The sequence below is a fragment of the uncultured Shimia sp. genome, from assembly GCF_947498095.1.
GTDB lineage: Bacteria > Pseudomonadota > Alphaproteobacteria > Rhodobacterales > Rhodobacteraceae > Shimia.
Genome location: NZ_CANMJE010000001.1, coordinates 487,859 through 509,252 on the forward strand (window position 1 = coordinate 487,859; position 21,394 = coordinate 509,252).

The 21,394-nt window shown below is 55.5% G+C and carries 19 protein-coding genes and 1 pseudogene; 11 read left to right on the top strand and 9 right to left on the bottom strand.

The features are described from left to right. Positions 1-22 precede the first annotated feature (22 nt). Positions 23-2,212 carry a response regulator gene (locus tag Q0932_RS02405; RefSeq protein ID WP_299349359.1) on the top strand — a complete coding sequence of 730 codons (2,190 nt, stop codon included), beginning with the start codon at positions 23-25 and terminating at the stop codon, positions 2,210-2,212. On the opposite strand, the gene yaaA is transcribed toward Q0932_RS02405, so the two are convergent. The 3 genes from yaaA to Q0932_RS02420 all read right to left on the bottom strand — a co-directional run bounded on the left by yaaA (position 2,213) and on the right by Q0932_RS02420 (position 5,435). Then, positions 2,213-2,992: a peroxide stress protein YaaA gene (yaaA, locus tag Q0932_RS02410; RefSeq protein WP_299349362.1), complete on the bottom strand. Its 780-nt coding sequence runs from the start codon at positions 2,990-2,992 to the stop codon at positions 2,213-2,215. A gap of 33 nt (positions 2,993-3,025) precedes the next feature. Beyond that, positions 3,026-5,065, bottom strand: a complete 2,040-nt coding sequence (gene recQ / locus Q0932_RS02415) for a DNA helicase RecQ (RefSeq protein ID WP_299349363.1) — start codon at positions 5,063-5,065, stop codon at positions 3,026-3,028. Between the two features lie 88 nt (positions 5,066-5,153). Next, positions 5,154-5,435: a YggT family protein gene (locus Q0932_RS02420; protein ID WP_299349366.1), complete on the bottom strand. Its 282-nt coding sequence runs from the start codon at positions 5,433-5,435 to the stop codon at positions 5,154-5,156. 131 nt (positions 5,436-5,566) lie between these two features. Here Q0932_RS02420 and Q0932_RS02425 point away from each other — a divergent pair. From Q0932_RS02425 to Q0932_RS02470, 10 genes and pseudogenes are all read left to right on the top strand, one after another. Then, positions 5,567-6,103 (top strand): annotated as a pseudogene (locus Q0932_RS02425) (acyl-CoA thioesterase). A 59-nt stretch (positions 6,104-6,162) separates the two neighbouring features. Next, positions 6,163-7,548, top strand: a complete 1,386-nt coding sequence (locus tag Q0932_RS02430) for an MFS transporter (RefSeq protein ID WP_299349368.1) — start codon at positions 6,163-6,165, stop codon at positions 7,546-7,548. Further along, positions 7,530-8,441 carry a penicillin-insensitive murein endopeptidase gene (mepA, locus tag Q0932_RS02435; RefSeq protein WP_299349370.1) on the top strand — a complete coding sequence of 304 codons (912 nt, stop codon included), beginning with the start codon at positions 7,530-7,532 and terminating at the stop codon, positions 8,439-8,441. Before Q0932_RS02430 ends, mepA begins: the two co-directional genes overlap by 19 nt. Further along, positions 8,414-9,019 carry an esterase-like activity of phytase family protein gene (locus Q0932_RS02440; RefSeq protein WP_299349373.1) on the top strand — a complete coding sequence of 202 codons (606 nt, stop codon included), beginning with the start codon at positions 8,414-8,416 and terminating at the stop codon, positions 9,017-9,019. Before mepA ends, Q0932_RS02440 begins: the two co-directional genes overlap by 28 nt. Next, entirely contained in the window at positions 9,003-9,239 is a 237-nt protein-coding gene (locus tag Q0932_RS02445; protein ID WP_299349376.1) for a hypothetical protein, read from the top strand. The genes Q0932_RS02440 and Q0932_RS02445 overlap by 17 nt, the downstream gene beginning before the upstream one ends. A 165-nt stretch (positions 9,240-9,404) precedes the next feature. Beyond that, complete coding sequence (locus tag Q0932_RS02450; RefSeq protein ID WP_299349380.1) at positions 9,405-10,040, top strand: queuosine precursor transporter; 636 nt, start codon at positions 9,405-9,407, stop codon at positions 10,038-10,040. A 298-nt stretch (positions 10,041-10,338) separates the two neighbouring features. Beyond that, positions 10,339-10,761: an alternative ribosome rescue aminoacyl-tRNA hydrolase ArfB gene (arfB, locus tag Q0932_RS02455; RefSeq protein WP_299349382.1), complete on the top strand. Its 423-nt coding sequence runs from the start codon at positions 10,339-10,341 to the stop codon at positions 10,759-10,761. Positions 10,762-10,822: 61 nt separating this feature from the next. Then, entirely contained in the window at positions 10,823-11,833 is a 1,011-nt protein-coding gene (locus Q0932_RS02460) for a GlxA family transcriptional regulator (protein WP_299349385.1), read from the top strand. A 62-nt stretch (positions 11,834-11,895) separates the two neighbouring features. After that, complete coding sequence (locus tag Q0932_RS02465) at positions 11,896-13,116, top strand: aminotransferase class III-fold pyridoxal phosphate-dependent enzyme (protein ID WP_299349388.1); 1,221 nt, start codon at positions 11,896-11,898, stop codon at positions 13,114-13,116. Further along, positions 13,113-14,078 carry a phosphotransferase gene (locus Q0932_RS02470; RefSeq protein ID WP_299349391.1) on the top strand — a complete coding sequence of 322 codons (966 nt, stop codon included), beginning with the start codon at positions 13,113-13,115 and terminating at the stop codon, positions 14,076-14,078. The genes Q0932_RS02465 and Q0932_RS02470 overlap by 4 nt, the downstream gene beginning before the upstream one ends. Positions 14,079-14,081: 3 nt before the next feature. On the opposite strand, the gene pncB is transcribed toward Q0932_RS02470, so the two are convergent. The 6 genes from pncB to petA form a co-directional block, all read right to left on the bottom strand. After that, positions 14,082-15,374: a nicotinate phosphoribosyltransferase gene (pncB, locus tag Q0932_RS02475; RefSeq protein WP_299349394.1), complete on the bottom strand. Its 1,293-nt coding sequence runs from the start codon at positions 15,372-15,374 to the stop codon at positions 14,082-14,084. 42 nt (positions 15,375-15,416) lie between these two features. Next, positions 15,417-17,672: a PAS domain-containing hybrid sensor histidine kinase/response regulator gene (locus Q0932_RS02480; protein WP_299349397.1), complete on the bottom strand. Its 2,256-nt coding sequence runs from the start codon at positions 17,670-17,672 to the stop codon at positions 15,417-15,419. A gap of 80 nt (positions 17,673-17,752) precedes the next feature. Then, positions 17,753-18,349: a bifunctional nicotinamidase/pyrazinamidase gene (gene pncA, locus Q0932_RS02485; protein ID WP_299349399.1), complete on the bottom strand. Its 597-nt coding sequence runs from the start codon at positions 18,347-18,349 to the stop codon at positions 17,753-17,755. Positions 18,350-18,488: 139 nt separating this feature from the next. After that, positions 18,489-19,280 carry a cytochrome c1 gene (locus Q0932_RS02490; protein ID WP_299349401.1) on the bottom strand — a complete coding sequence of 264 codons (792 nt, stop codon included), beginning with the start codon at positions 19,278-19,280 and terminating at the stop codon, positions 18,489-18,491. A gap of 12 nt (positions 19,281-19,292) precedes the next feature. Then, complete coding sequence (gene petB / locus Q0932_RS02495; protein WP_299349403.1) at positions 19,293-20,606, bottom strand: cytochrome b; 1,314 nt, start codon at positions 20,604-20,606, stop codon at positions 19,293-19,295. Between the two features lie 11 nt (positions 20,607-20,617). Next, on the bottom strand, positions 20,618-21,181 hold the full coding sequence (gene petA / locus Q0932_RS02500) for a ubiquinol-cytochrome c reductase iron-sulfur subunit (RefSeq protein WP_299349405.1): 564 nt from the start codon (positions 21,179-21,181) through the stop codon (positions 20,618-20,620). Positions 21,182-21,394: the final 213 nt, after the last annotated feature.

Genomic DNA, 21,394 nt, shown 5'->3' on the forward strand with positions numbered 1-21,394 from the left:
GCCATCTTGTTGAGGAACCTAAATGACTCTGGCGCATAAATTGTCAGAAGAACGCCGCGCCAGATTGGCGGCTGAGCGTTTGCTAGAATTGAAACAGGCAGAACTTTTTGCGGCAAATCGCAAGCTGGGAAAGCACGCAGAACAACTGTCCAACGAAATCGTTGAGACCCGCGCAGAAGTGGACAGTGTGCGGACCGAAAACCAAAAAGTGAGATCCGACCTCGAAGTGGCGAACGAAAAGATCGAAATCGCCGAGCGACGGTTGTGGCATTCGATCGAAACAATTCAGGACGGATTTGCCTTTTTTGATTCTGATGGGCGCATGATCGCGGCCAATCCTTCTTATCTGTCTGTGTTTGACGGTCTGGAAGAAGTTCAGCCCGGAATCACCTACGCACGGCTTTTGCAGGTGCTGACAGATGAGGGCATCGTACATATCGGTGATACGTCTTCCGCTGATTGGCGCAAGGCTATGCAGGATCGGTGGCACAAGAAAATACCACCACCTGTGGTTTTGCGCCTCTGGAATGGGGAATACATCAAGCTTCTGGATCAACGTGGGCATGGTGGCGACATCGTGAGCCTTGCCCTCAATATCACCGATACGGTGCGATATGAGGCCAAGCTAAAGAAAGAGCAAAAGCGCGCCGAAGCGGCAAGCCGTGCCAAGTCAGCATTCCTTGCCAATATGAGTCATGAGATTCGCACGCCCATGAACGGTGTTGTGGGGATGGCTGACTTGCTCTTGGATACCGGGCTAAGCGAAGAGCAGCGCCTTTTTGCGTCAACCATCAAAAACTCAGGCGAAGCATTGTTGGGAATCATCAATGACGTGTTGGACTATTCCAAGATCGAGGCCGAGAAACTGATCCTGCGCCCGGAGCCGTTTGATCTAGAGCGCTGCATTCATGAGGTCATGACGCTCTTGCAACCCAGCGCTCGCGAAAAGGGTATCGTGCTGATCGTGGATTATGACCTGTTCCTGCCAACGCTGTTTGTGGGCGATCAGGGGCGGATACGTCAGGTTTTGACGAATCTGATTGGCAATGCCGTTAAGTTCACGTCAAAAGGGCACGTTATGGTGCGCGTCGTCGGTGAGACGCATGAGCACACGGGCCATTGTGAGGTCCATGTCGCCGTTGAAGACACCGGCATCGGAATTCCCGCGGACAAAATCGATCACATTTTTGGTGAGTTCAATCAGGTCGAGGATGAGCGCAATCGCGCCTTTGAAGGAACCGGTCTGGGCCTGTCGATTACCAAACGACTGATTGATTTGATGCAAGGAAAAATATGGGTGGATTCCGTTGAAACAGAGGGGTCGGCCTTTGGATTTCAACTGACACTGCCCGTCGAAGAAGACCTTGGGCTAAACCCACCGGCTTTGCCCAGTGTGGTACGCAATGTGCTTGTGGTGGATGATCGCGAGGTCAATCGCAGCCTGCTGGAAAAACAAATGCAGCAAATGGGTGCCACGGTTGTGAGTTGCAGTAGCGGTCAGGCAGCTATGGACCGGGTCTCTGACGTCGATTTGATTCTGACAGACTACGGAATGCCAGGAATGGATGGTCTCGAGCTGACAGAGGCTTTGCGCGCCCGAGGCTGCACAGTCCCTGTGGTTTTGTTGAGCTCGGATCCCGCACGTGTGCAGGCAGATCCACTCATGAATAACTTGCAGGGCGTGCTGAAAAAACCGGTTTCACGGCGCGATCTGTTCCGTAAGATTGCTGATGCTATCAACGCGGATGTTCCCGAGATCACAGAAACACCTGAACTGCCGGACAAAGTCGATCAAAGGAAAATGCGCATCCTGGCTGCAGAGGACAACAAGACCAACCAATTGGTGCTGGGGAAGCTTCTCAAGACACTCGATATCGAATTGCGCTTTGCCAATAACGGCTTTGAGGCGCTAGAGGCATTTGAGGACATGCAGCCCGACATGATATTTATGGACATTTCGATGCCCAAGATGGACGGCAAAGAAGCGACTGGCCGCATCCGCCAGAAACCAGGAGGTACAGACGTGCCAATCGTTGCTTTGACTGCCCATGCCGTAAATGGCGACGAAGAGGGTATCTTGTCAGCAGGGCTGGATCACTACTTGACCAAGCCGCTCAGAAAAGCCGCCATTTTTGATATGATCGCACAGCATATCCCAAAACATGCCACCAATCCATTTCCAGAAGAAGAACCCCGCCAAAGCGGCACATGATCAGGTTTTGGCGTCGGGATAATCGCGTAGGAACACCAGCTTATCGCCTTCAGACATGTCGGGCTTATAGGTGTAACCGCCCAAGTCAAAGTCCTTGAGACCCTCAGGGTCGGTCAGGCGTCGCTGGATAATGTACCGCGCCATTGAACCGCGGGCCTTCTTGGCAAAAAAGCTTACGATTTTTGCCGTACCGCCTTTGTCTTCCATGAACACAGGGGTGATCACCCGCAGTTTAAGGGCCTTGGGATCAACCGCGCCAAAGTATTCCTGGCTGGCGCAATTCACGAGGGTATCCGTACCCAATTGGCTGGCCTGTTCGTTCAGGTTCTTGGCAATGCTATCGCGCCAAAACTCATAAAGGTTCTTACCGCGTCGGGTTTTTAGACGGCTGCCCATTTCCAACCGGTACGCTTGGATCGCGTCCATAGGGCGCAAAATGCCATAGAGACCGGAAAGAATTCGCAAATGCTCCTGCGCCCATGCCATTTCATCGCCATCCAGTGATGCGGCTTCGAGGCCGATGTAGGTGTCACCGTTAAAGGCGTGCACAGCGGGCCGCGTCGCGAATTGATCTGGTTCACTCTCATAGGCCTTGAACCGATCACGATTGAGCTTGGCCAAATCCGGGCTGAGTGACATGAGTTTTTGCAGGTCGCCAAGCGTCAGGTAGCGCGCAGTTTTGGCCAGCTTCAACGCCTCATCGGCAAACTCTGGCTGCGAGGTATTTCCGGCCACCGGGCTCCAGTCCAAACGTTTTGCAGGCGACACAACAACAAGCATGGGCAACTTTCCTTTGGTTCTTGGGAGTGAGACTTAGCTCGCCTCATGCAGCACGTCCAGAAACGCGGCCCCGAAACGTTCGGCACGCTTTTCACCCAGCAATCGCGACATGGCAAATTCATCATCCGGTTTGACGCTGGCGACTTTGGCCAAAAGCGACGCGGAACAGCTCATCGGTTTGTCGATGCCCTCGGGACCGCGTGCCAAATCTGCCTGCACCTCCAACAGCCGATCATACAGCACCCCGGATTCGCGTCCGGCCAGTTTTCGGCGGCTGGGATGCAAGGCTGCAGCCTCTCCGTTGATGACAGTCAGAAAGGCGTCTCCGTAGCTTTCAAGTTTCTTGGCGCCAACGCCGCTGATCCGCGCCATGTCATCCAGATCCGAGGGGCGCATTTCAGCCATCTCAATCAAAGTTCGGTCATTAAAGATGATATAGGCAGGCACCTTGGCATCCTCGGCCAAAGCACGGCGTTTGGCTTTGAGCGCGCTTAGCAGAGGGGCATCCTCTTCGTTGACAATCTCTTTGGCGGCTGGACGACGATTGGCTTTGCGGATGGTGTCCCGCCGCAATTCGATCGAAGCCTCATCGCGCAGGATTGGCATCGCCGCATCGGTCATTCGCAAGCCGCCGTGGCGTTCAGGGTCGGGGCGGATAAGATCGTGACCCATCATCTGTCGGAACACGGCTTGCCATTGGCGCCGATCGTATTCCGTCCCAACGCCAAAAGTCGGAAGACCGTCGTGACCACGTTGGCGCACCTTGTCATTGTCGTTGCCGAGAAGGATGTCGATCAGATAGGTCGCGCCATAACGTTCGCCGGTGCGCAACGCAGCCGACAGCGCCTTGCGGACCGCAGTTGTGCCATCAAAGACATCCGCAGGCGCGTCACACAGATCACATTTGCCGCAGGTGATGTCGGTTTCGCCAAAGTATCCCAGCAGGGTTTGTCGGCGGCACCGCAAAGCTTCGGCCAATCCCAACAATGCGTTTAGCCGGCCATGATCTGCCGCGCGTCGCTCTGGAGGGGCAAGCCCTTCGTCGATCTGGCTGCGGCGCAATCGAATGTCGTCGGCGCCAAACAAGGTCAACGTCTCGGCTGGCGCGCCATCCCGCCCAGCGCGCCCGATTTCCTGATAGTAGGACTCGATTGACTTGGGCAGGTCCGCATGCGCAACCCAGCGAATATCGGGTTTGTCGACTCCCATACCAAAGGCCACTGTCGCAACAACGATCAGGCCATCTTCGCGCTGAAATCTGGTTTCAGTGATCCGGCGGTCTTCGGCCTCCATCCCGCCGTGATAGTGCAGGGCCAGATGTCCGGCCTGTCTCAGGGCCGCGGCAAGGTTTTCGGTTTTGGCGCGGGTGCCGCAATAGACAATCCCGGATTGCCCCTTGCGGGCCTCAGCGAACTCAAGAATTTGACGCCGCGGAGAATCCTTCGCCGCAAAGGCCAGATGGATGTTGGGACGGTCAAACCCGTGCAGGAACGTGCTGGGCGTCTGTCCGTCAAACAGCCGTGCAACAATCTCGTCGCGGGTTTCAGCATCTGCTGTGGCCGTAAAGGCAGCAAGAGGCACATCCAAGGCGCGCCGCAGTTCTCCAATCCGCAGGTAATCGGGACGGAAATCATGCCCCCATTGGCTGACACAATGCGCTTCGTCGACGGCAATCTGGCTGACCCCGATACGTCGAAGCATACCCAGAGCCGCGCCCGAGGCCAGCCGTTCTGGCGCGATATAGAGCAGTTTCAGGCGCCCGGCTTCCAAGGCCTCCCAGACTTCGGCGGTTTCTGCTTCGGTATTGCCAGAGGTAAGCGCGCCCGCCTGAACACCCGCCTCACGCAGGGCGCGAACCTGGTCCCGCATCAAGGCGATCAGTGGTGAAATCACCACCGTCACGCCATCACGCATCAGGGCTGGTAGTTGAAAGCACAAGGATTTGCCGCCGCCCGTTGGCATGATGGCCAAGACGTTATCACCGCGGCTTACCGCGTCGACGATCTCTTCCTGCCCGGGGCGGAAGGCATCGAATCCAAATACATCACGTAGGAACGTGGCAGCGGCGCACATGAAGGAACCCGTTTTGACTGGTTAGTCTGCTCGTTAAAGCCGACATTCCCATAACCGGATTCGCTGAACAAGCCCTGAAGATGCCTGATCAGAACAGGAGTGTGGGCAGGATGTAGTCACGCAGCGAGATGATGATGATAAACGCTACCAACGGTGCGAGGTCCAGAGGACGCGTATCCGGCAGGATGCGACGGATCGGCGTGTAAATCGGTTCGAGCAACCGGTTCAGGCCATACCAGATCTGTGCCACAAATTGCTGACCAAGGTTCAAAACCTGAAAGCTGATCAGCCAGCTCATGATGATGTGCACAAGCATGATGAAAAATGCCACATCCAGGATGAGCCGCAGGGGGCCGTAAATTGCCATCATGATCAGGGGTCTCCGATTGACTGTTCGCAACAATTAAGCACCGCGCCCTGAAAGGGCAAGAGTGGCGCGAGGTCACGGTTGACCTTTGGGTCAACCGCTATGAATCTTGTTTGTTCAAAGGAGTGACGCCAATGTACCCCGTGATCCGCATGGTCAAAGAGTTGATAAAACATCGCAACGATCCGCCGTTGACGCCGATGAGCACGCATGTGTCGCAGCACAGGTGCTGGCCGTGGGACATTGATCTGTGGATGGAATTGAACAACGGACGGACGCTAACATTGCTGGATCTTGGCCGCATCCCTTTGGCGCGCCGGATTGGTCTTATTGCGGTGATGCGCAAGAAAAGGTGGAGCATGACAATGGCAGGCGTCACGGTGCGCTATCGCCGTCGTATTCGCCCCTTTGAAAAGTTCGAAACGCGCAGTCGGGCGGTCTGGTAGGACGACAGATTTGTCTATTTGGAACAGACGATGTGGAAACAGAACGGCGAATGCGCAAACCACGCACTCTATCGGTCGGCCATTGTGAGCCGGGATGGCATCGTGGCACCGGATCGCGTGATCGAGGCGATGGGTCACAAGATTGACCGCCCATCAGCGCCAGATTGGATTCAAGCCTGGGTCGCATCCGAGGCGATCAGGCCGTGGCCACCAATGCAGGATTAACTTGCTTGAAAGCCAAACCCCTGTCTTAAGTGAAAGAAAACGCGAAGGGGGGGACGGGCATGACCGAGGTGTCAGCGCGCAAACGTATCTGGGGATGGTGGTTCTTTGACTGGGCCAGCCAGCCCTATCACACCCTATTGGTGACGTTCGTTTTTGGTCCGTTTTTTGCGGTGGTTGCGACCGAGTACTACCTCGGCACAGGTTTGGATACCGAAGCCGCCAAGGCCAGCGCTCAGTCGCTTTGGGCGTGGAACATGGGGCTTGCCGGGCTCGTGATTGGCATCGGGGCCCCAATAATGGGCGCGCTTGCCGATACACGAGGTCGTCGCCGACCTTGGATCGCCGGGTTTTCGATAATGTATGTGATCGGCGCTGCGGGTCTTTGGTTCATCGCGTTAGATGGATCGAACCTGTTCGTAATGCTGGGGTTCTTTTCGCTTGGCTTCATCGGCGCGGAATACGCTCTGATCTTTATCAACTCTCAATTGCCGGAACTTGGTCCAGAGGACGAGATTGGCAAAATCTCCGGCTCAGGTTTTGCGTTCGGGTATTTTGGCGGATTGCTAGCTCTGATCATCGTGCTTGTCGTCTTTGCTGAGATGGCAGGGGATAAGACCATAGCGGGGCTTTCACCCGGGTTCGGCCTGTTGGACGCCGAGAAAATGGAGGGAACACGTTCGGTCGGGCCAATCACGGCACTTTGGTATGTCGTCTTCATGATCCCCTATTTCCGCTGGGTCCACGAACCTTTGGTCGACAAGGCGCGAGGAACGGTCACCGAGGCTCTAACCCTGTTAAGCAACTCGATTGCCAATCTAAAGAACCGCAAAAGCCTGTTGTACTATCTCATCTCGTCAATGCTGTATCGCGATGCGCTGAATGGCCTCTATGCCTTTGGCGGCATCTACGCGAACCTTGTTCTGGATTGGTCTGTCCCTCAAATCGGTGTTTTTGGCATCTTGGGGGCCACCAGTGCCGTGTTCTTTAGCTGGCTGGGTGGAAATCTGGACAAGAGATTTGGCCCCAAACCAGTCATTATCGCCGCAATCTGGGTGCTGATCGGAATGGCCTTTATCATCGTCAATATGTCGCGCGAGACGTTTTTTGGCATGCCGTTGGCGGATGGATCTTCTTTGCCGGACACGGTTCTGATGATTGCCGGGGCAACCTTTGGCGGCATGGGCGGCATTCTTCAGGCCGCAAGCCGAACATTGATGGTTCGCCACACGGATCCGGCCACCCCGACAGAAAGCTTTGGCCTCTATGGTCTATCCGGTCGCGCAACCGCGTTCTTGGCGCCAATCCTGATTGGTGTCGCCACGGTGTTGACCGGATCGGCAAGACTTGGCGTATCGCCAGTGATCCTTCTTTTCCTGCTGGGGCTGATCCTGCTACGCTGGGTTAACCCCAAGGGAGACAGTGAGACATGGTCAAACGCGTCCTGATCCTTTTATCTGTGCTGGGTTTGGCAGCGTGCCAGACCCAGACCGCTGAACAGGCGACTGTTTCCACGAAACAAGTGCCGGCCGCTATGAAGGGGGTTGAGGCACGTCAGCTGTTTGGGGCGCAAGAAAATGGATCGCGGCAAGATCCGCGGCCGCTAGGGTCGTATAGCAAAGGCTGTGTTGCTGGCGCGGTGCAATTGCCAGAAACCGGACCGACCTGGCAGGCGATGCGCCTCTCACGTAATCGCAATTGGGGCTATCCCGAAACCGTTGACTATATCCGAGACCTGTCAGTCAAGGCTGCAGCGCAGCCCGGTTGGGAAGGGCTGTACATCGGAGATATCAGCCAGCCGCGGGGTGGGCCGATGTTGTCGGGCCACCGAAGCCATCAGGTCGGGCTGGACATCGACATCTGGATGCTGCCGCCACAACGGCTCAACTTGAGCGTTGCCGAACGCGAGAGCATTTCATCCATTTCGATGCGGCGCGCCAAAGGCGCTTATGTGAATGACAGTTGGACTCGCCAGCATCATGAAATTCTAAAAGCCGCCGCCAGTGATCCCCGTGTTGCGCGTATCTTTGTGTTTCCGGGTGCCAAGGTACAAATGTGCAACGACGAAAAAGGCGACAGATCCTGGCTGCGCAAAATCCGACCATGGTGGGGGCACCACTATCATTTCCATGTGCGTTTAAATTGTCCGAAGGGCGCGAAAGGATGCACAAATCAGGCAGCACCGCCCGCGGGTGATGGCTGTGCAGACGCTGAACAGTGGGTGCAAAACATCCTGAACCCTCCTCCACCAGATCCAAATGCGCCGGCACCCAAGCCTCGTAGGCAGCTGGAAATGGCAGACTTGCCGGGCCAATGTATCGACGTCTTGCAGTCGCAATAGTCGCGACACTTCTTTGCATCTACGGTTGGAGCAGGATCAGCCCGGGCAGCGAAGGTCCGGCTGAGCTGGTCTCTGTCACAAAGTGGAATATTGCTGAACCTTGGTTCGGTGGCTTTTCCGGGATGGAAATTTCAGCAGACGGAGCGTCCGTGTTGCTGGTTTCGGATCGGGGCCACTTTGCGCGCGCAGATCTCTTGCGCGAAGATGCAGAGATCACTGACGTTGTTTTGAAGGACCATGCGGGCATCTTGGCGCCAGATGGCCAGCCACTGCGCAGGCATCAGCGAGACACCGAAGGCCTTGCGCGTACGGCAACGAGCGAAGCTTTTTTTGTGTCTTTTGAAGGAATTCATCAAGTCTGGTCTTTCGACGACGTCTTGGCCTCACCGGTGCCACTCGCGGGATTTGGCAATGACGTTAAGCCTCGGCGAAACGGATCGTTTGAAGCCTTGGCAATTGACCAAGCTGGGCGATTGGTTGCCATCACGGAATCGCGTTTTGGGATCTCCGGATCAAACCCAAGTGTTCCGATTGGAACACGGGCGCTTGCAGGTAGCTTTCGTGGTGCCGCGACTTGATGGGTTCGATCCGGTTGGCGCTGATTTTGGGCCTGATGGGCGGCTATTCATTCTGGAACGCGGCTTTAACGGCGTTGGCTTTCGCAGCCGTGTTCGGCGCTTCGACGTGACAGAAGGTGGGGCGCAAAACGAAGTTGAAGTACTGCGCACTGGGACCGGCTGCATGACAATCTGGAAGGGTTGGCGGTTTGGCGGGATCCAATGGGTGTCATCCGGTTGACCATGATCTCCGATGACAACTTTCAATTCTTCCAGCGCACAGAGATTGTCGAGTATGTGATCAAGGAAACCCCTTGATTTGCCAGTCCTCTGCCTATAAACCCCGCCCGTCCCGACATCTTGCGGGGCCAAGTCGCCGCTACCTTGTCAAAACGGGCTAAAAGACATGAAAACATCCTATCTACCTGGCATTATTGCCATGGCTGCCATTGTGGTGGCCTCGAATATCCTTGTGCAGTTCTTGTTCGGCCAATGGCTGACATGGGGTGCCTTTACCTATCCGCTTGCCTTCCTTGTCACTGACGTGATGAACCGCGTTTATGGCGTTGCCGCTGCGCGCCGCGTTGTGCTGGCGGGCTTTGTTGTTGGCATCATCTGTTCCGGTATCGGAACGCAAATCATGCTTCAGGGCGATGGGTATACCTATCCGGCCGTGACCTTGCGCATCGCGCTGGGCTCGGGTCTTGCATTCCTCACCGCGCAAATGCTGGACGTCTCCGTGTTCAACCGTTTGCGAGATGGCGCATGGTGGCGGGCACCGCTTGCCTCTACCTTGATCGGATCGTCGGTGGACACCGCGATCTTTTTCACCATCGCGTTCTCGGGTGCATTGAGCTTTATCGAACCCGCTAATGACGTCAGTTGGGCGGCTGAGATGTTGCCTCTCTTGGGCGCTGGTCCAGTTGTACCACTTTGGGTCTCATTGGGCTTTGCCGACTGGATGGTAAAACTGGCACTTGCTCTGCTAGCTCTTGTGCCCTTCCGCATCATCGTGGGTAAAATGGTGCAACCTACCACATGATTTTGTTTGACTTATCCACAGGCTGTGGCAACCTGAGGGTACGCGAAACAATCTGAGAGGAGGTGCCCATTGTCTAGAGAACGTATGGAGAGCAGTGTTGGAACAGTTCGGAGGGAGACCAGCTGAGGCAGCCCTTGGCTGAGACGAAGACCGAATTGGTGCTCACCTAACCGATGCACCTCCTATTATCTCGAAGGGCCGCCCAACGCGAGGTGCGGCCCTTTTTCATTCTTTGCCACAAAGATTTGCCGCAGCCGAACAAAATCCGTTAGAAGCACGGCAAAGATGGATGTTCGCAATGCTTGTCATAAATGACCAGATCACCCTTCAGGATTGGGAAATGACCGAGCATTTTGTGCGTGCTTCGGGACCTGGCGGGCAGAATGTGAACAAGGTTGCTACCGCGGTTGAACTTCGGTTTGAAGCCGAGAGATCACCGGCCTTAAGCGGCCCAGTCAAAGCAAGGTTGAAACGTCTAGCTGGGCGACGTTGGACCAAGGAAGGCGCCTTAATCATCCAATGCGATGAAACCCGAAGTCAGGCGCGCAATCGCGATATCGCGCGTGATCGCCTGGCAGAGTTGATCCGCAAAGCCCTCGTCGCACCAAAGCGGCGCATAAAAACCAAACCAACCTATGGATCTCAGCAGCGCCGTTTGAAATCCAAGAAAGTACGCGGTGACGTCAAAGCGCTTCGCGGACGGGTGGAAAGAGATGAGTAAATCGCTTGCCCATCGCCTGCCGTTAAAGGCAGGATAAAGGAAAACGGTTAGACCACAGACCATGACAAATCCGGATGACATCCGCGCCAACGCGTCGGGACGATTCATTTTTCTTTTGACGCCAGGCTATTATGCAATGGCGTTTTCACTTGCGATGGAAACGTTGCAAACGGCGAACCGTATGGCCGGACAAACTTTGTTCAAAACGGTGGTTTGTGCAGAAGACAGCACACCAATCTGCGACTCCTTGGGTGCCCAATTCCCGATTGACCATGGGCTGGAAGATGTCCACCGGGATGATGTCGTGGTTCTGGTGTGTGGGGACAACGTGCGCGACGCGTGCACGCCTGCAGTTCTTCAATGGGTTCGCAAAGCGGCGCGACAAGGGTGTGAAATCGGCGGTCTTTCCACCGGTGTCTGGATCATGGCCGAGGCGGGATTGATGACGGACCTTCCCGCTACGCTGCACTGGGAACACCGCGCGAGTTTTGCTGAAAAGTTTCCAGACGTTGTTCTGGATGAATATACGTATGTTGTTGATAATAAAAGATACTCTACGGCCGGTGGTACTTCAGTCATTGATCTGATGCTGCATTTGATCTCGGAAAAAGAAAGCCCGGAGTTGGCCAATCTCGTAGCGGACCAATTGCTCTATACGAATATCCGGGTTCTCCAGCATTCTGCACGCGTGCAGGTGGCTGAACGCATTGGTATGCGCCATCCAAAACTATCCGAAATTCTGGCTTTGATGGAAACCAATCTGGAAGAGCCTCTGCGGCCCGGCGACTTGGCCAAGACCGTGAACATCTCAACCCGCCAGCTTGAGCGGCTGTTTCGGCGGTATCTGAGTGAAACGCCCAAAAAATACTACATGGACATGCGATTGCAGCGGGCGCAGCACCTTTTGCTGCAAACCAATATGAGCGTGACCGAAGTCGCTGTGGCCTGTGGCTTCAACGCCGCCTCGCATTTCTCGCGGTCCTTCCGGCAGCGATACGGGATGTCACCCCACAAATTGCGGGCAGAACCTGCAAGCCCCAAGACCTCCTGGTCACAATCAAAAACCCCATAACCCGAAGAGCCTAAAACATGCCGACAGCTTTGGAGAGACGGGCCCGACTATTGGGCCCTCAGATGACGACATTCTACCAAGACCCGCTGCATGTTGTGCGCGGTGAGGGTGTATGGCTGTGGGACAAGGATGGTCGACGCTATCTCGATTGCTACAACAATGTACCGCATGTTGGTCATTGCCATCCCCGGGTTGTTGAGGCGATCTCGCACCAAGCGGGGACGCTGAACACCCACACACGGTACGTGCACGACTTGATCTTGGATTATGGAGAAGCCCTGACAGCAAAGTTTAGTCACGACCTAAGTAGTCTGTTGATGGTGTGTTCGGGATCCGAGGCCAATGATGTAGCGCTGCGCATGGCACAGGCGATGACGGGCAAAACCGGGATCATCGGCACCGACAACACCTATCACGGCAATACTGCGGCAGTGTCTCAGCTGAATTCATCAAAGGTTCCTGTTGGGGGATATCAGGATCACGTGCGGCAAGTTCCTGCGCCTGACAACATGGCCCCAGTTGGTGGCACACGTGAAGGCCAAGCAGAAGCCTTTGCGAAAGGGGTCGAGGCCGCTATTGCCGAATTGGAAGCCAACGGTCATGGCGTTTCTGCGATGATCCTATGCCCCTACTTCGCCAACGAAGGATTTCCGACCATCGAAGCAGGGTTTCTGGATCGTGCTATTGCGGCGGTACGCCGAGCAGGGGGTGTGATCATCGCAGACGAGGTGCAGCCGGGCTTTGGTCGGATCGGGAGTCACTGGTGGGGGCACGAACGTTTGGGTTTCGAGCCAGATATTGTGACGTTAGGCAAACCAATGGCGAATGGCCATCCGGTGGCCGCTGTCGTGACCCGTCCTGAGATCCTTGCGACCTTTCAGGACGCCTTCAAATACTTCAACACGTTTGGTGGAAACCCGGTAAGCGCAGCTGCGGCGATGGCTGTTCTGCAAGTGATTGAGGACGAGGCGCTGGTCGCCAATGCGCAAAGTGTCGGAGACTATGCACTGTCATCGGTCAACGATCTTAAGGGCAATCACGACGTCATTGCCGATGTGCGCGGTGTCGGTCTGTTTTTTGGAGTGGAACTCTGGCGTGATGGCAAGCCTGCAACTGATCTGTGCGCGGCGATGGTGGATGAAATGCGTGACAGAGGCGTGCTGTTGCACTCCGTTGGACGGTATGAAAACACACTGAAAGTCCGTCCGCCGTGCGTCTTTAGTCAGGACAACGCTGATCTTTTGGTACAGGTCATGGATGACGCTCTGAGGGCGGTCGGATGAACGACGACGACGCGTTGCGCTATGCCGAATTAGCATTAGAGAATTGGGGTCCGGCCTCGCCTCCGCGTCTCATTAAAAACCGAGAAAATGCAGTGTTCGAGACGTATTTGGCGGATGGGACACATGCAGCACTGCGTTTGCACAGGCCCGGATATCAAACTGACAATGCCATCCGCTCCGAGCTGTGGTGGGCAGAGGCCCTGGTTGTATCGGGATTGAGCGTTCCGGTGCCTGTTCGCTCCCTTTCTGGCGATGTGCTGGCCTCTGTCCCAAGAGCCGGGCGCATGGCGTCTGTGGTGTCTTGGCTGGATGGTGCCCCGATGGGGGAAGGTGATGTTCCTTTACCGGGATCGCCCGATCAACAAGAGGCCGTTCATTTTGCGCTGGGCGCTGAGCTGGCGCGGATTCACCGTGCTAGCGACGATGCTGACTTACCGGCCAAGTTTGACCGTCCTGTTCTGGATGCTACGGCACTGCTGGGCGACACGCCGGCCTGGGGTCGATTCTGGGAGAACCCCACGCTGTCTGTGGCTGAAACCGAAACGTTGCTCGAGGTTCGCTCGCGGTTGCAGAATGTCATAGCCGGACACGCAAAGAATGGGGGCGACTTTGGGCTAATCCATGCAGATGCCCTGCGCGAGAACGTTTTGGTGCAGGGGCAAGATGTGGCTCTGATAGACTTTGACGATGGTGTCTTTGGCTTTCGCATGTACGAGTTGGGCGTGGCGATGTCCCAGAATTGGGACCAGTCAAACCGTGATGCTTTGGGAGCAGCTTTGTTAGAAGGCTATGCCACCATCCGAGACTTGCCCGCGGATGCCAAGAAACTGCTGGAACCGTTTACTGTTATGCGTGGGCTTGCCAGTTGTGGCTGGGTCATCGCGAGATACAAGCCTGACGATCCCGTTGTCCGCACCTATGCAGAACGCGCGCTTGAAATGTGCCGTAGGTGGGCAGGCTAGGCCTTAAACGATCACGTCCATGCGGGTTTGTTCGCCTACGCCAAAGACTCGTTTGTAGCGATCGATTTCCGTTGCCGGGCCCATTGCCTTGTTGGGATTGTCGGACAGTTTGACTGTGGGTTTTCCGTTGGCGGATACCGCTTTGCACACCAGTGAAAAGGGCGTCAGCGCGTCATTGGACGTCAGGCCGCGGAAATCATTGGTCAGGAGGGTGCCCCAACCAAAGGACACTTTGCAGCGGCCGGAAAACTGGGAGTGCAACTCGGCGATCTTGGCTTCGTCCAATCCGTCAGAAAAGATGATCAGCTTATCCCGGGGGTCTTCGCCGCGCTCTTGCCACCAACGAATTGCGATTTCTGCACCGGTGGCCGGATCGCCCGAGTCGATACGGATGCCTGTCCACCCAGCGAGCCAGTCGGGTGCGTGTTTCAAAAAGCCCTCGGTGCCGTATGTGTCGGGCAAGATTATGCGCAGGTTGCCATCATGCTCTTCCTGCCAATCCGCGAGAACCTGATAGGGCGCCTGTGCCAGACCTGAGTCGTCGTCGGCCAAGGCGCTGTAGACCATCGGTAATTCATGCGCGTTCGTGCCGATGGCTTCGATGTCTCGTTTCATGGCGATCAGGCAGTTCGACGTGCCGACAAACTTCTCGCCAAGCCCTTCGATCATCGCCTGCACGCACCAATCCTGCCAAAGATATGAATGGCGCCGGCGAGTCCCAAAGTCTGCTATGCGCAGATCAGGCATACCGCGAAGGTTCTCAATCTTCTCCCAGAGCTTGGTCATGGCGCGGGCATATAGTACCTGCAGTTCGAATTTGCGCATGTCATGTAGTGCTGCACGTCCGCGCAGTTCCATCAAAACGGCAAGTGCGGGAATTTCCCACAACATGACCTCGTGCCACTTGCCTTCGAACGTCAGCTCATACTGACCATCGCGTTTTTCCAAGTGATAGTCTGGCAAACGCAGGTTTTCGAACCACTCCATGAAATCTGAGCGAAACATCTGGCGTTTGCCATAAAACGTGTTGCCTCGGAGGAACGTGCTTTCGCCCCGGCTGAGCGACAATGAGCGAATATGATCCAGTTGTTCGCGCAATTCGCCTTCGTCGATCATGTCGGCCAGTCGGATCGATTTGCTGCGGTTGATCAGGCTAAAGGTCACATGTGCATCGGGTTTGTTTCGAAACACCGACTGACACATCAGCAGCTTATAAAAATCGTTATCGATCAACGATCTGACGATCGGATCGATCTTCCATTTGTGGTTCCAAACCCGGGTAGCAATATCAACCATGTCTGGGCCTCTCAAAGCCTTTGAGACTTTGATAGCTAAGAATTAGGGATGGGTCCAATGCCTTTGTGGTGGGTTCGGTTGGCGACTGATTGTCACCAATTCCCGAAGCAGGTTTTGTTTGCGAATGGGTTTGGACAGAAAGCCATCCATGCCGGCCTCGCGACAGGCCGCCCGGTCACTGGCATAGGCGTTGGCCGTCAGGGCCACGATGTGAGGTTGCGGGATCTCCAGCGAGCGAATTTGACGGGACGCTTCCAGCCCGTCCATGACCGGCATCGCCATGTCCATGAGAATGATGTCGGGTTGGTGGCGCTTTGTCAGGTCAACCGCCTCGCGCCCGTTTTGGGCGATCAAGAGATTGAGCGACTGGTCTTTGATGTATTTCTTGATCAAGAGACGGTTCGTACGATTGTCTTCAGCCAGCAGCACAGTCACGCCATCAAGCTCTGCATTGTCGAACTCTTCAAGCGGTTCGGGGTCTGACTCGAGGCTCGCGTCGCTGGCTTCGAACACAAGGGCGATTCGAAAGCAGGTTCCAGTGTCTTGATCCGAGGTGGCGACGATGTCACCGCCCATGATCCGCGCAAGGCTGCGTGAAATGGCGAGACCCAGACCCGTGCCACCAAACCGACGCGTTGTTGCGGCGTCAGCCTGTGAGAACTGATCAAAGATGTGGTGCAGACGATCTTTGGGAATGCCGATGCCGCTGTCGATGACATCCAACGTCAGAGAATGCCTTTCACCTTCAGTGACACAACTGGCCACAACACGAATTCCTCCGGTTTCGGTGAATTTGATGGCATTGCCGATCACATTCATCAGGATTTGTCGGAGGCGTGTGTCATCGCCTAGAACGTGTTCCGGCAAGACGCCGTTTGCCTCAAATCGCAAAAACAACCCTTTGGTTGCGGCTTGTGGGTTTAGGAGGTTCAGAACCCCGTCGATACACCGCATCAACTGGAAAGCAACCGGGCTGAGTTGCATGTGCCCGGCATCGAGTTTCGAAAAATCCAGAATGTCGTTGATAATCGTGAGCAAGGCATCCGCGCTGTCGCGAATTGTATCTACGCACAAGCGACTTTCGTGGGTCAGATCCTCTTCGGACAAGAGGTCCGCCATGCCGATTATGCCGTTCATCGGCGTGCGAATTTCGTGGCTCATTGTGGCCAAAAACCGCGACTTGGCTTTTTCCCCTTGCTCGGCGGCCAGTTTCGCCTTGGCCAGCTCGCGTTCATGCGCCTTGCTCGCGGTGATGTCGCGCTCAATTGCGATGACCATTTCCATCTCGCCGTTGTCATCGAACACAGGCGCAATGTTGGTCTCAATCCAGATTTTCCGCCCGTCTTTCGTATAATTGAGGATTTCTGCCCTATGCGAGCGCTGCGCCTTTATTGCCTGAAAGATGCCAAGGCTGGTTTCTTCGCTTGTTTCTGGTCCGTTCAGCAACTCAGCAGGTGTTCGGCCTCTGGCTTCTTCGGCGGAATAGCCCGTGTTGCGGCTGAAAGTGTCGTTGGTCCAAATAATCTCGCCTGTTGGGGACGCCATTATCACGCCGTCATGCGCACCCTTGGCCACCAATGCTAAATTGCGAGCCTCTTTCTGCTGTTCTTGCAGCGACTGATTTGTCAGGGCTAGCTGACGACCTTGGCGCAAGAGATTGCGACTGTTCGTATACTCCCGGCGCTGACCTGCGACGACATATGACAGAAAGATGAAGACCATGTATCCCATCATCAATCCGCCCAGTAGGTTGTAGTAGAAATTCATCTGCAGACTGGACGATTTCAAAATCTCGGCCAGGAAGAGTCCACAAACGGTCAGCGCATAAACCCCAAGCCGCCCCAATGCCGCGCCTTTGTGGAACGGTAAAATAATTCCGGCATTAATCGATGCACCGGTCACATAGGCCAGACAGAAGAACATACCTGCATCGCCGGGCGCAGTGATCCAGGCCATGACAACACAAAACGAGATGGTCACGCCCTGCAGGATCGCACTCAGCGTTGTCAGGGCGAACAGTCGCCGCAGGGATTTTGGATCTCTTTGCAATCTGCCCGGGATCGTCCGCAAAAACAGACAATCCACCATTTCGCCAAACAGGGCCATGGCAACCGCGATCGCCCCTATCACCGGTGACGCCAAAAGCACTAGCGTTATCGCGCCACTGAGTGTCAGGATTTGGCGGCTGGCAAAGTGCTTGACCCGCCCGGTCGCATACCGAACCAACAGACCCGCAGGGCCGTTGCGGCGGTTAAACTCAACCAGCCGCTGATCAATTTCCGAGAGATCGGTATCCATAATTGGTGCACAGTCCAGAAACGTGGCTGTCCACAGTATGGCGGGCAGGTCTTAAGAAATTCGCAAAGTGTTTTGAGGGTTTAGCTGAGTTGGACGCCACGGCCCTTCATCGCGTCAACCGCTGCCGCCAAAGACCCCTCAAGATCAATCGCCCGACAGAGGTCTTGCCGTACAGTCACATCAAACCCAAGCTTCGCGGCGTCCTGTGCGGAAAAGCTGACACAGAAATCCGTTGCCAGACCCACCATTGCTAAATCTTTCAATCCGCGTGTGTGAAGATAACCTTCCAGTCCTGTCGGAGTTGTCTGGTCGTTTTCAAAGAAGGCCGAGTAACTGTCGATAGCCGGATTATAGCCCTTGCGGATGATGAGGTCCGCGCGGTGGGTTTTCAAGGCAGGATGAAACTGTGCACCTTCGCTGCCCTGAATGCAGTGATCCGGCCAAAGCACTTGAGGCCCATAGGCCATCTCGGTCACTTCGTAAGGTGATTTTCCCGCATGACTGGATGCGAACGAAGAATGGCCTGCCGGGTGCCAGTCTTGCGTCAAAATGACGGTGTCGAACTGATCTATAAGATCGTTGATACCGGACACGATGTCATCACCTCCGGGAACCGCGAGAGCACCACCGGGGCAAAAGTCGTTTTGGACGTCAATCACGATCAGGGCTTTGGACATTGGGCGTCAATCCATCTTTTGGAGTTCAAAGCAAGAGAACTGACCGGCAACTCCAAAGTCAACAGCCAGCCCAACCCCATAAACGAAAAAGCCCCACCAGATCGCTCTGGCGGGGCTTTTGAATGTCTATGAATGCGACTTAACCGTCGAACTCTTTGCCCTTAACCGGAGCCCAGAGTTTCTTGTTGGTCAGATAGAGCAACGAGGCCAGCAAGGTCAGCATCAGAACGCCTACGAAGCCCGCCTGCTTGCGTGCCATCATGTGGGGTTCTGCCGCCCACATCAGGAACGCAGCCAGATCTTCGGCTTCGTGATGGATGTCGTTCGAATGACCATCGGCAAACTCTACATCTTCACCATAGAGCGGGGGCGCCATGGCGATCCAGCCACCTGGGAAGGCAGTGTTTTCGTAGAACGTGGTGCCCGCTTCTTCTTTTTCCTCACCGGTATAACCGGTCAAGATCGAGACGATGTACTCGGGTCCACCCATGCCTTTGAACAGCTGGTTCATGCCGCTGCCGTAAGGGCCGTGAAAGCCCGCACGTGCTTTGGCCATCAGTGACAGATCAGGCGCGTTGGGATCGCCACCTTCCGGGAAGAAGTCCGCCGGAATGCGTGGGCGGTCATCTTCCAGTTCTTCGTCATAGATGTCGAACTGAGCCGAATACGCACGAACCTGATCTTCTGGCAGCTGTGGACCACCGTCGTCAGCCAGCGCGCGCAGAGGGACGTAACGCATGCCGTGGCAGGCTGCACAGACTTCGGTATAGACCTGAAGACCGCGCTGAAGCTGCATCTGATCGAATTTGCCGAATGGGCCTTCGAACGAGAAGTCGACATCGTGAATGTGGCCTTCGCCACCGGCTGCCATTGCGCCACCTGCCGAAAGGGACAGGGCAGCGATTGCAGCGATGCTAAGTTTCTTAAGCATTATCCTGTCTCCTTATTCAGCAGGTTTGCTGTAGTGGGCGTCAAAGTCTTCCTCGATCGTCGTCGGCGGTGTCGTCGGCTTTTCGATCACACCCAGAATGGGCAGGATGACAAGGAAGTAGGCGAACCAGTAGGCCGAAGCGATCAGCGACCAGGTCGCATAGGGCTCTTCAGCGGGCATGGCGCCAAGCCACATCAGGACAATAAAGTCGACGATCAAGAGATAGAACCACCACTTGAACATCGGACGATACCGGCCAGAGCGGACGCGGCTTGTGTCCAGCCATGGCACCAGAGCCATTACGATGATCGCGCCAAACATGGCCAGAACACCAAAGAACTTGGCCGTGATAATGCCGCCGGTGATCCAGCTCGCGAACATCACGACCCAGACTTCAGAGGTAAAGGCCCGCAGAATCGCGTAGAAGGGCAGGAAGTACCATTCCGGAACGATGTGTGCTGGCGTCGCCAGAGCGTTGGCTTCGATGTAGTTGTCTGGGTGACCAAAGTAGTTCGGCATAAAGCCGACGATGGCAAAGAAGAACACCAGAACGATGGCAAGGCCAACAAGGTCCTTGATCACGAAGTAAGGCCAGAATGGCAGTGTGTCTTTCTTGACTTCTTCTTTAGATCCGCGACGCACTTCAACACCGGTTGGGTTGTTGTTGCCCGTGGTGTGGAACGCCCAGATGTGCACGACGACCATCGCTGCGATCACGAAAGGCAGCAGATAGTGCAGTGAGAAGAAGCGGTTCAGCGTGGCGTTGTCCACGGCTGGTCCACCCAAAAGCCATGTCTGGATGGGCTCACCAATGAACGGGATTGCGCCGAAGAGGCCGGTGATCACAGTGGCACCCCAGAAGGACATCTGACCCCAAGGCAGCACATAGCCCATAAAGCCAGTGGCCATCATCAGGATAAAGATGATCATGCCGACGATCCACGTGATCTCACGTGGGGCTTTGTATGAGCCGTAGAACAGGCCGCGGAACATGTGGATGTAGACTGCAAGGAAGAACAACGAAGCGCCGTTCATGTGGATATAGCGGATCATATGACCGCCATTAACGTTGCGCATGATGTGTTCGATCGACGCAAAGGCCAAATCGACGTGCGGTGTGTAATGCATCGCCAGCACAATGCCGGTTACAATTTGCAGCACCAGGCAGAAAGCGAGAACGATACCCCAGATCCACCACCAGTTCAGGTTCTTCGGGGTGGGGATCATGATGGTGTCATAGATCAGGCCGACGATGGGCAGGCGGCTATGCAGCCACTTTTCCGCGCCAGTCTTCGGCTCGTAATGGTCGTGAGGAATTCCGGACATGGTCGCGCTCCTTAACCCAGTTTGATCGTCGTTGCGTCGACGAATTCAGCAACCGGAACCCAAAGGTTCTCAGGTGCCGGACCTTTGCGGATACGACCGGATGTGTCGTAGTGCGAACCGTGGCACGGGCAGAACCAGCCGCCAAAGTCACCAGCGCCATCCCCGATCGGGACACAACCAAGGTGCGTACAAACGCCGATCATCACCAGCCACTCACCGGCTTCGTCCAGAGCGCGGTTCTCGTCCAGCGCGTCAAGAGCCATGTCGTTGCGGTTCTGAGACATCTTGTCGATGGTCAGGTCGTCAAGCGTCACGGCGCGTGCTTCGTCAATTTCGTCCTGGTTGCGGCGGCGAATGAACACCGGCTTGCCCAGCCATTTGACGGTCAGCTGCGTGCCCGGTTCGATGTCCGAAACATCAACACGGATGGACGACAGCGCTTTGACATCAGCCGAGGGATTCATTTGGTCGACCAGAGGCCAGACTGCAGCACCGGCAGCCACAGCGCCGGTACCGGCGGTGGCATAGTAGAGAAAGTCTCTGCGGGTGCCTTCGTGATCTTCTGCGTGGGACACGAGGTTCTCTCCATTTTTCAGCCGGAAACCCGGCCAATAATCGTAGGGCCACGCTCGCGCGCAGCCTCTCACCGCGCTATTTAGCGAAGGCTGGCCAACCCGTCCAGCGAACTTTCACCCAAGCAGGCGCCTCGCGCCCTTCTGTCGCGCTTGTGTCGCACGGAAACTGACATTTATCAGACATCTGTTTGCGCAAATGCCGAACTAGTGGGC

Coding starts and splice junctions, on each gene's coding strand:
- Q0932_RS02450 (WP_299349380.1), top strand. CDS start 9,405: ATGAAAACATCCTATCTACCTGGCATTATTGCCATGGCTGCCATTGTG.
- petB (WP_299349403.1), bottom strand. CDS start 20,606: ATGTCCGGAATTCCTCACGACCATTACGAGCCGAAGACTGGCGCGGAA.
- recQ (WP_299349363.1), bottom strand. CDS start 5,065: ATGTGCGCCGCTGCCACGTTCCTACGTGATGTATTTGGATTCGATGCC.
- Q0932_RS02465 (WP_299349388.1), top strand. CDS start 11,896: ATGACGACATTCTACCAAGACCCGCTGCATGTTGTGCGCGGTGAGGGT.
- mepA (WP_299349370.1), top strand. CDS start 7,530: ATGGTCAAACGCGTCCTGATCCTTTTATCTGTGCTGGGTTTGGCAGCG.
- Q0932_RS02430 (WP_299349368.1), top strand. CDS start 6,163: ATGACCGAGGTGTCAGCGCGCAAACGTATCTGGGGATGGTGGTTCTTT.
- Q0932_RS02460 (WP_299349385.1), top strand. CDS start 10,823: ATGACAAATCCGGATGACATCCGCGCCAACGCGTCGGGACGATTCATT.
- Q0932_RS02490 (WP_299349401.1), bottom strand. CDS start 19,280: ATGCTTAAGAAACTTAGCATCGCTGCAATCGCTGCCCTGTCCCTTTCG.
- yaaA (WP_299349362.1), bottom strand. CDS start 2,992: ATGCTTGTTGTTGTGTCGCCTGCAAAACGTTTGGACTGGAGCCCGGTG.
- arfB (WP_299349382.1), top strand. CDS start 10,339: ATGCTTGTCATAAATGACCAGATCACCCTTCAGGATTGGGAAATGACC.
- pncB (WP_299349394.1), bottom strand. CDS start 15,374: ATGGTTGATATTGCTACCCGGGTTTGGAACCACAAATGGAAGATCGAT.
- Q0932_RS02440 (WP_299349373.1), top strand. CDS start 8,414: ATGTATCGACGTCTTGCAGTCGCAATAGTCGCGACACTTCTTTGCATC.
- Q0932_RS02480 (WP_299349397.1), bottom strand. CDS start 17,672: ATGGATACCGATCTCTCGGAAATTGATCAGCGGCTGGTTGAGTTTAAC.
- pncA (WP_299349399.1), bottom strand. CDS start 18,349: ATGTCCAAAGCCCTGATCGTGATTGACGTCCAAAACGACTTTTGCCCC.
- Q0932_RS02470 (WP_299349391.1), top strand. CDS start 13,113: ATGAACGACGACGACGCGTTGCGCTATGCCGAATTAGCATTAGAGAAT.
- Q0932_RS02405 (WP_299349359.1), top strand. CDS start 23: ATGACTCTGGCGCATAAATTGTCAGAAGAACGCCGCGCCAGATTGGCG.
- Q0932_RS02420 (WP_299349366.1), bottom strand. CDS start 5,435: ATGATGGCAATTTACGGCCCCCTGCGGCTCATCCTGGATGTGGCATTT.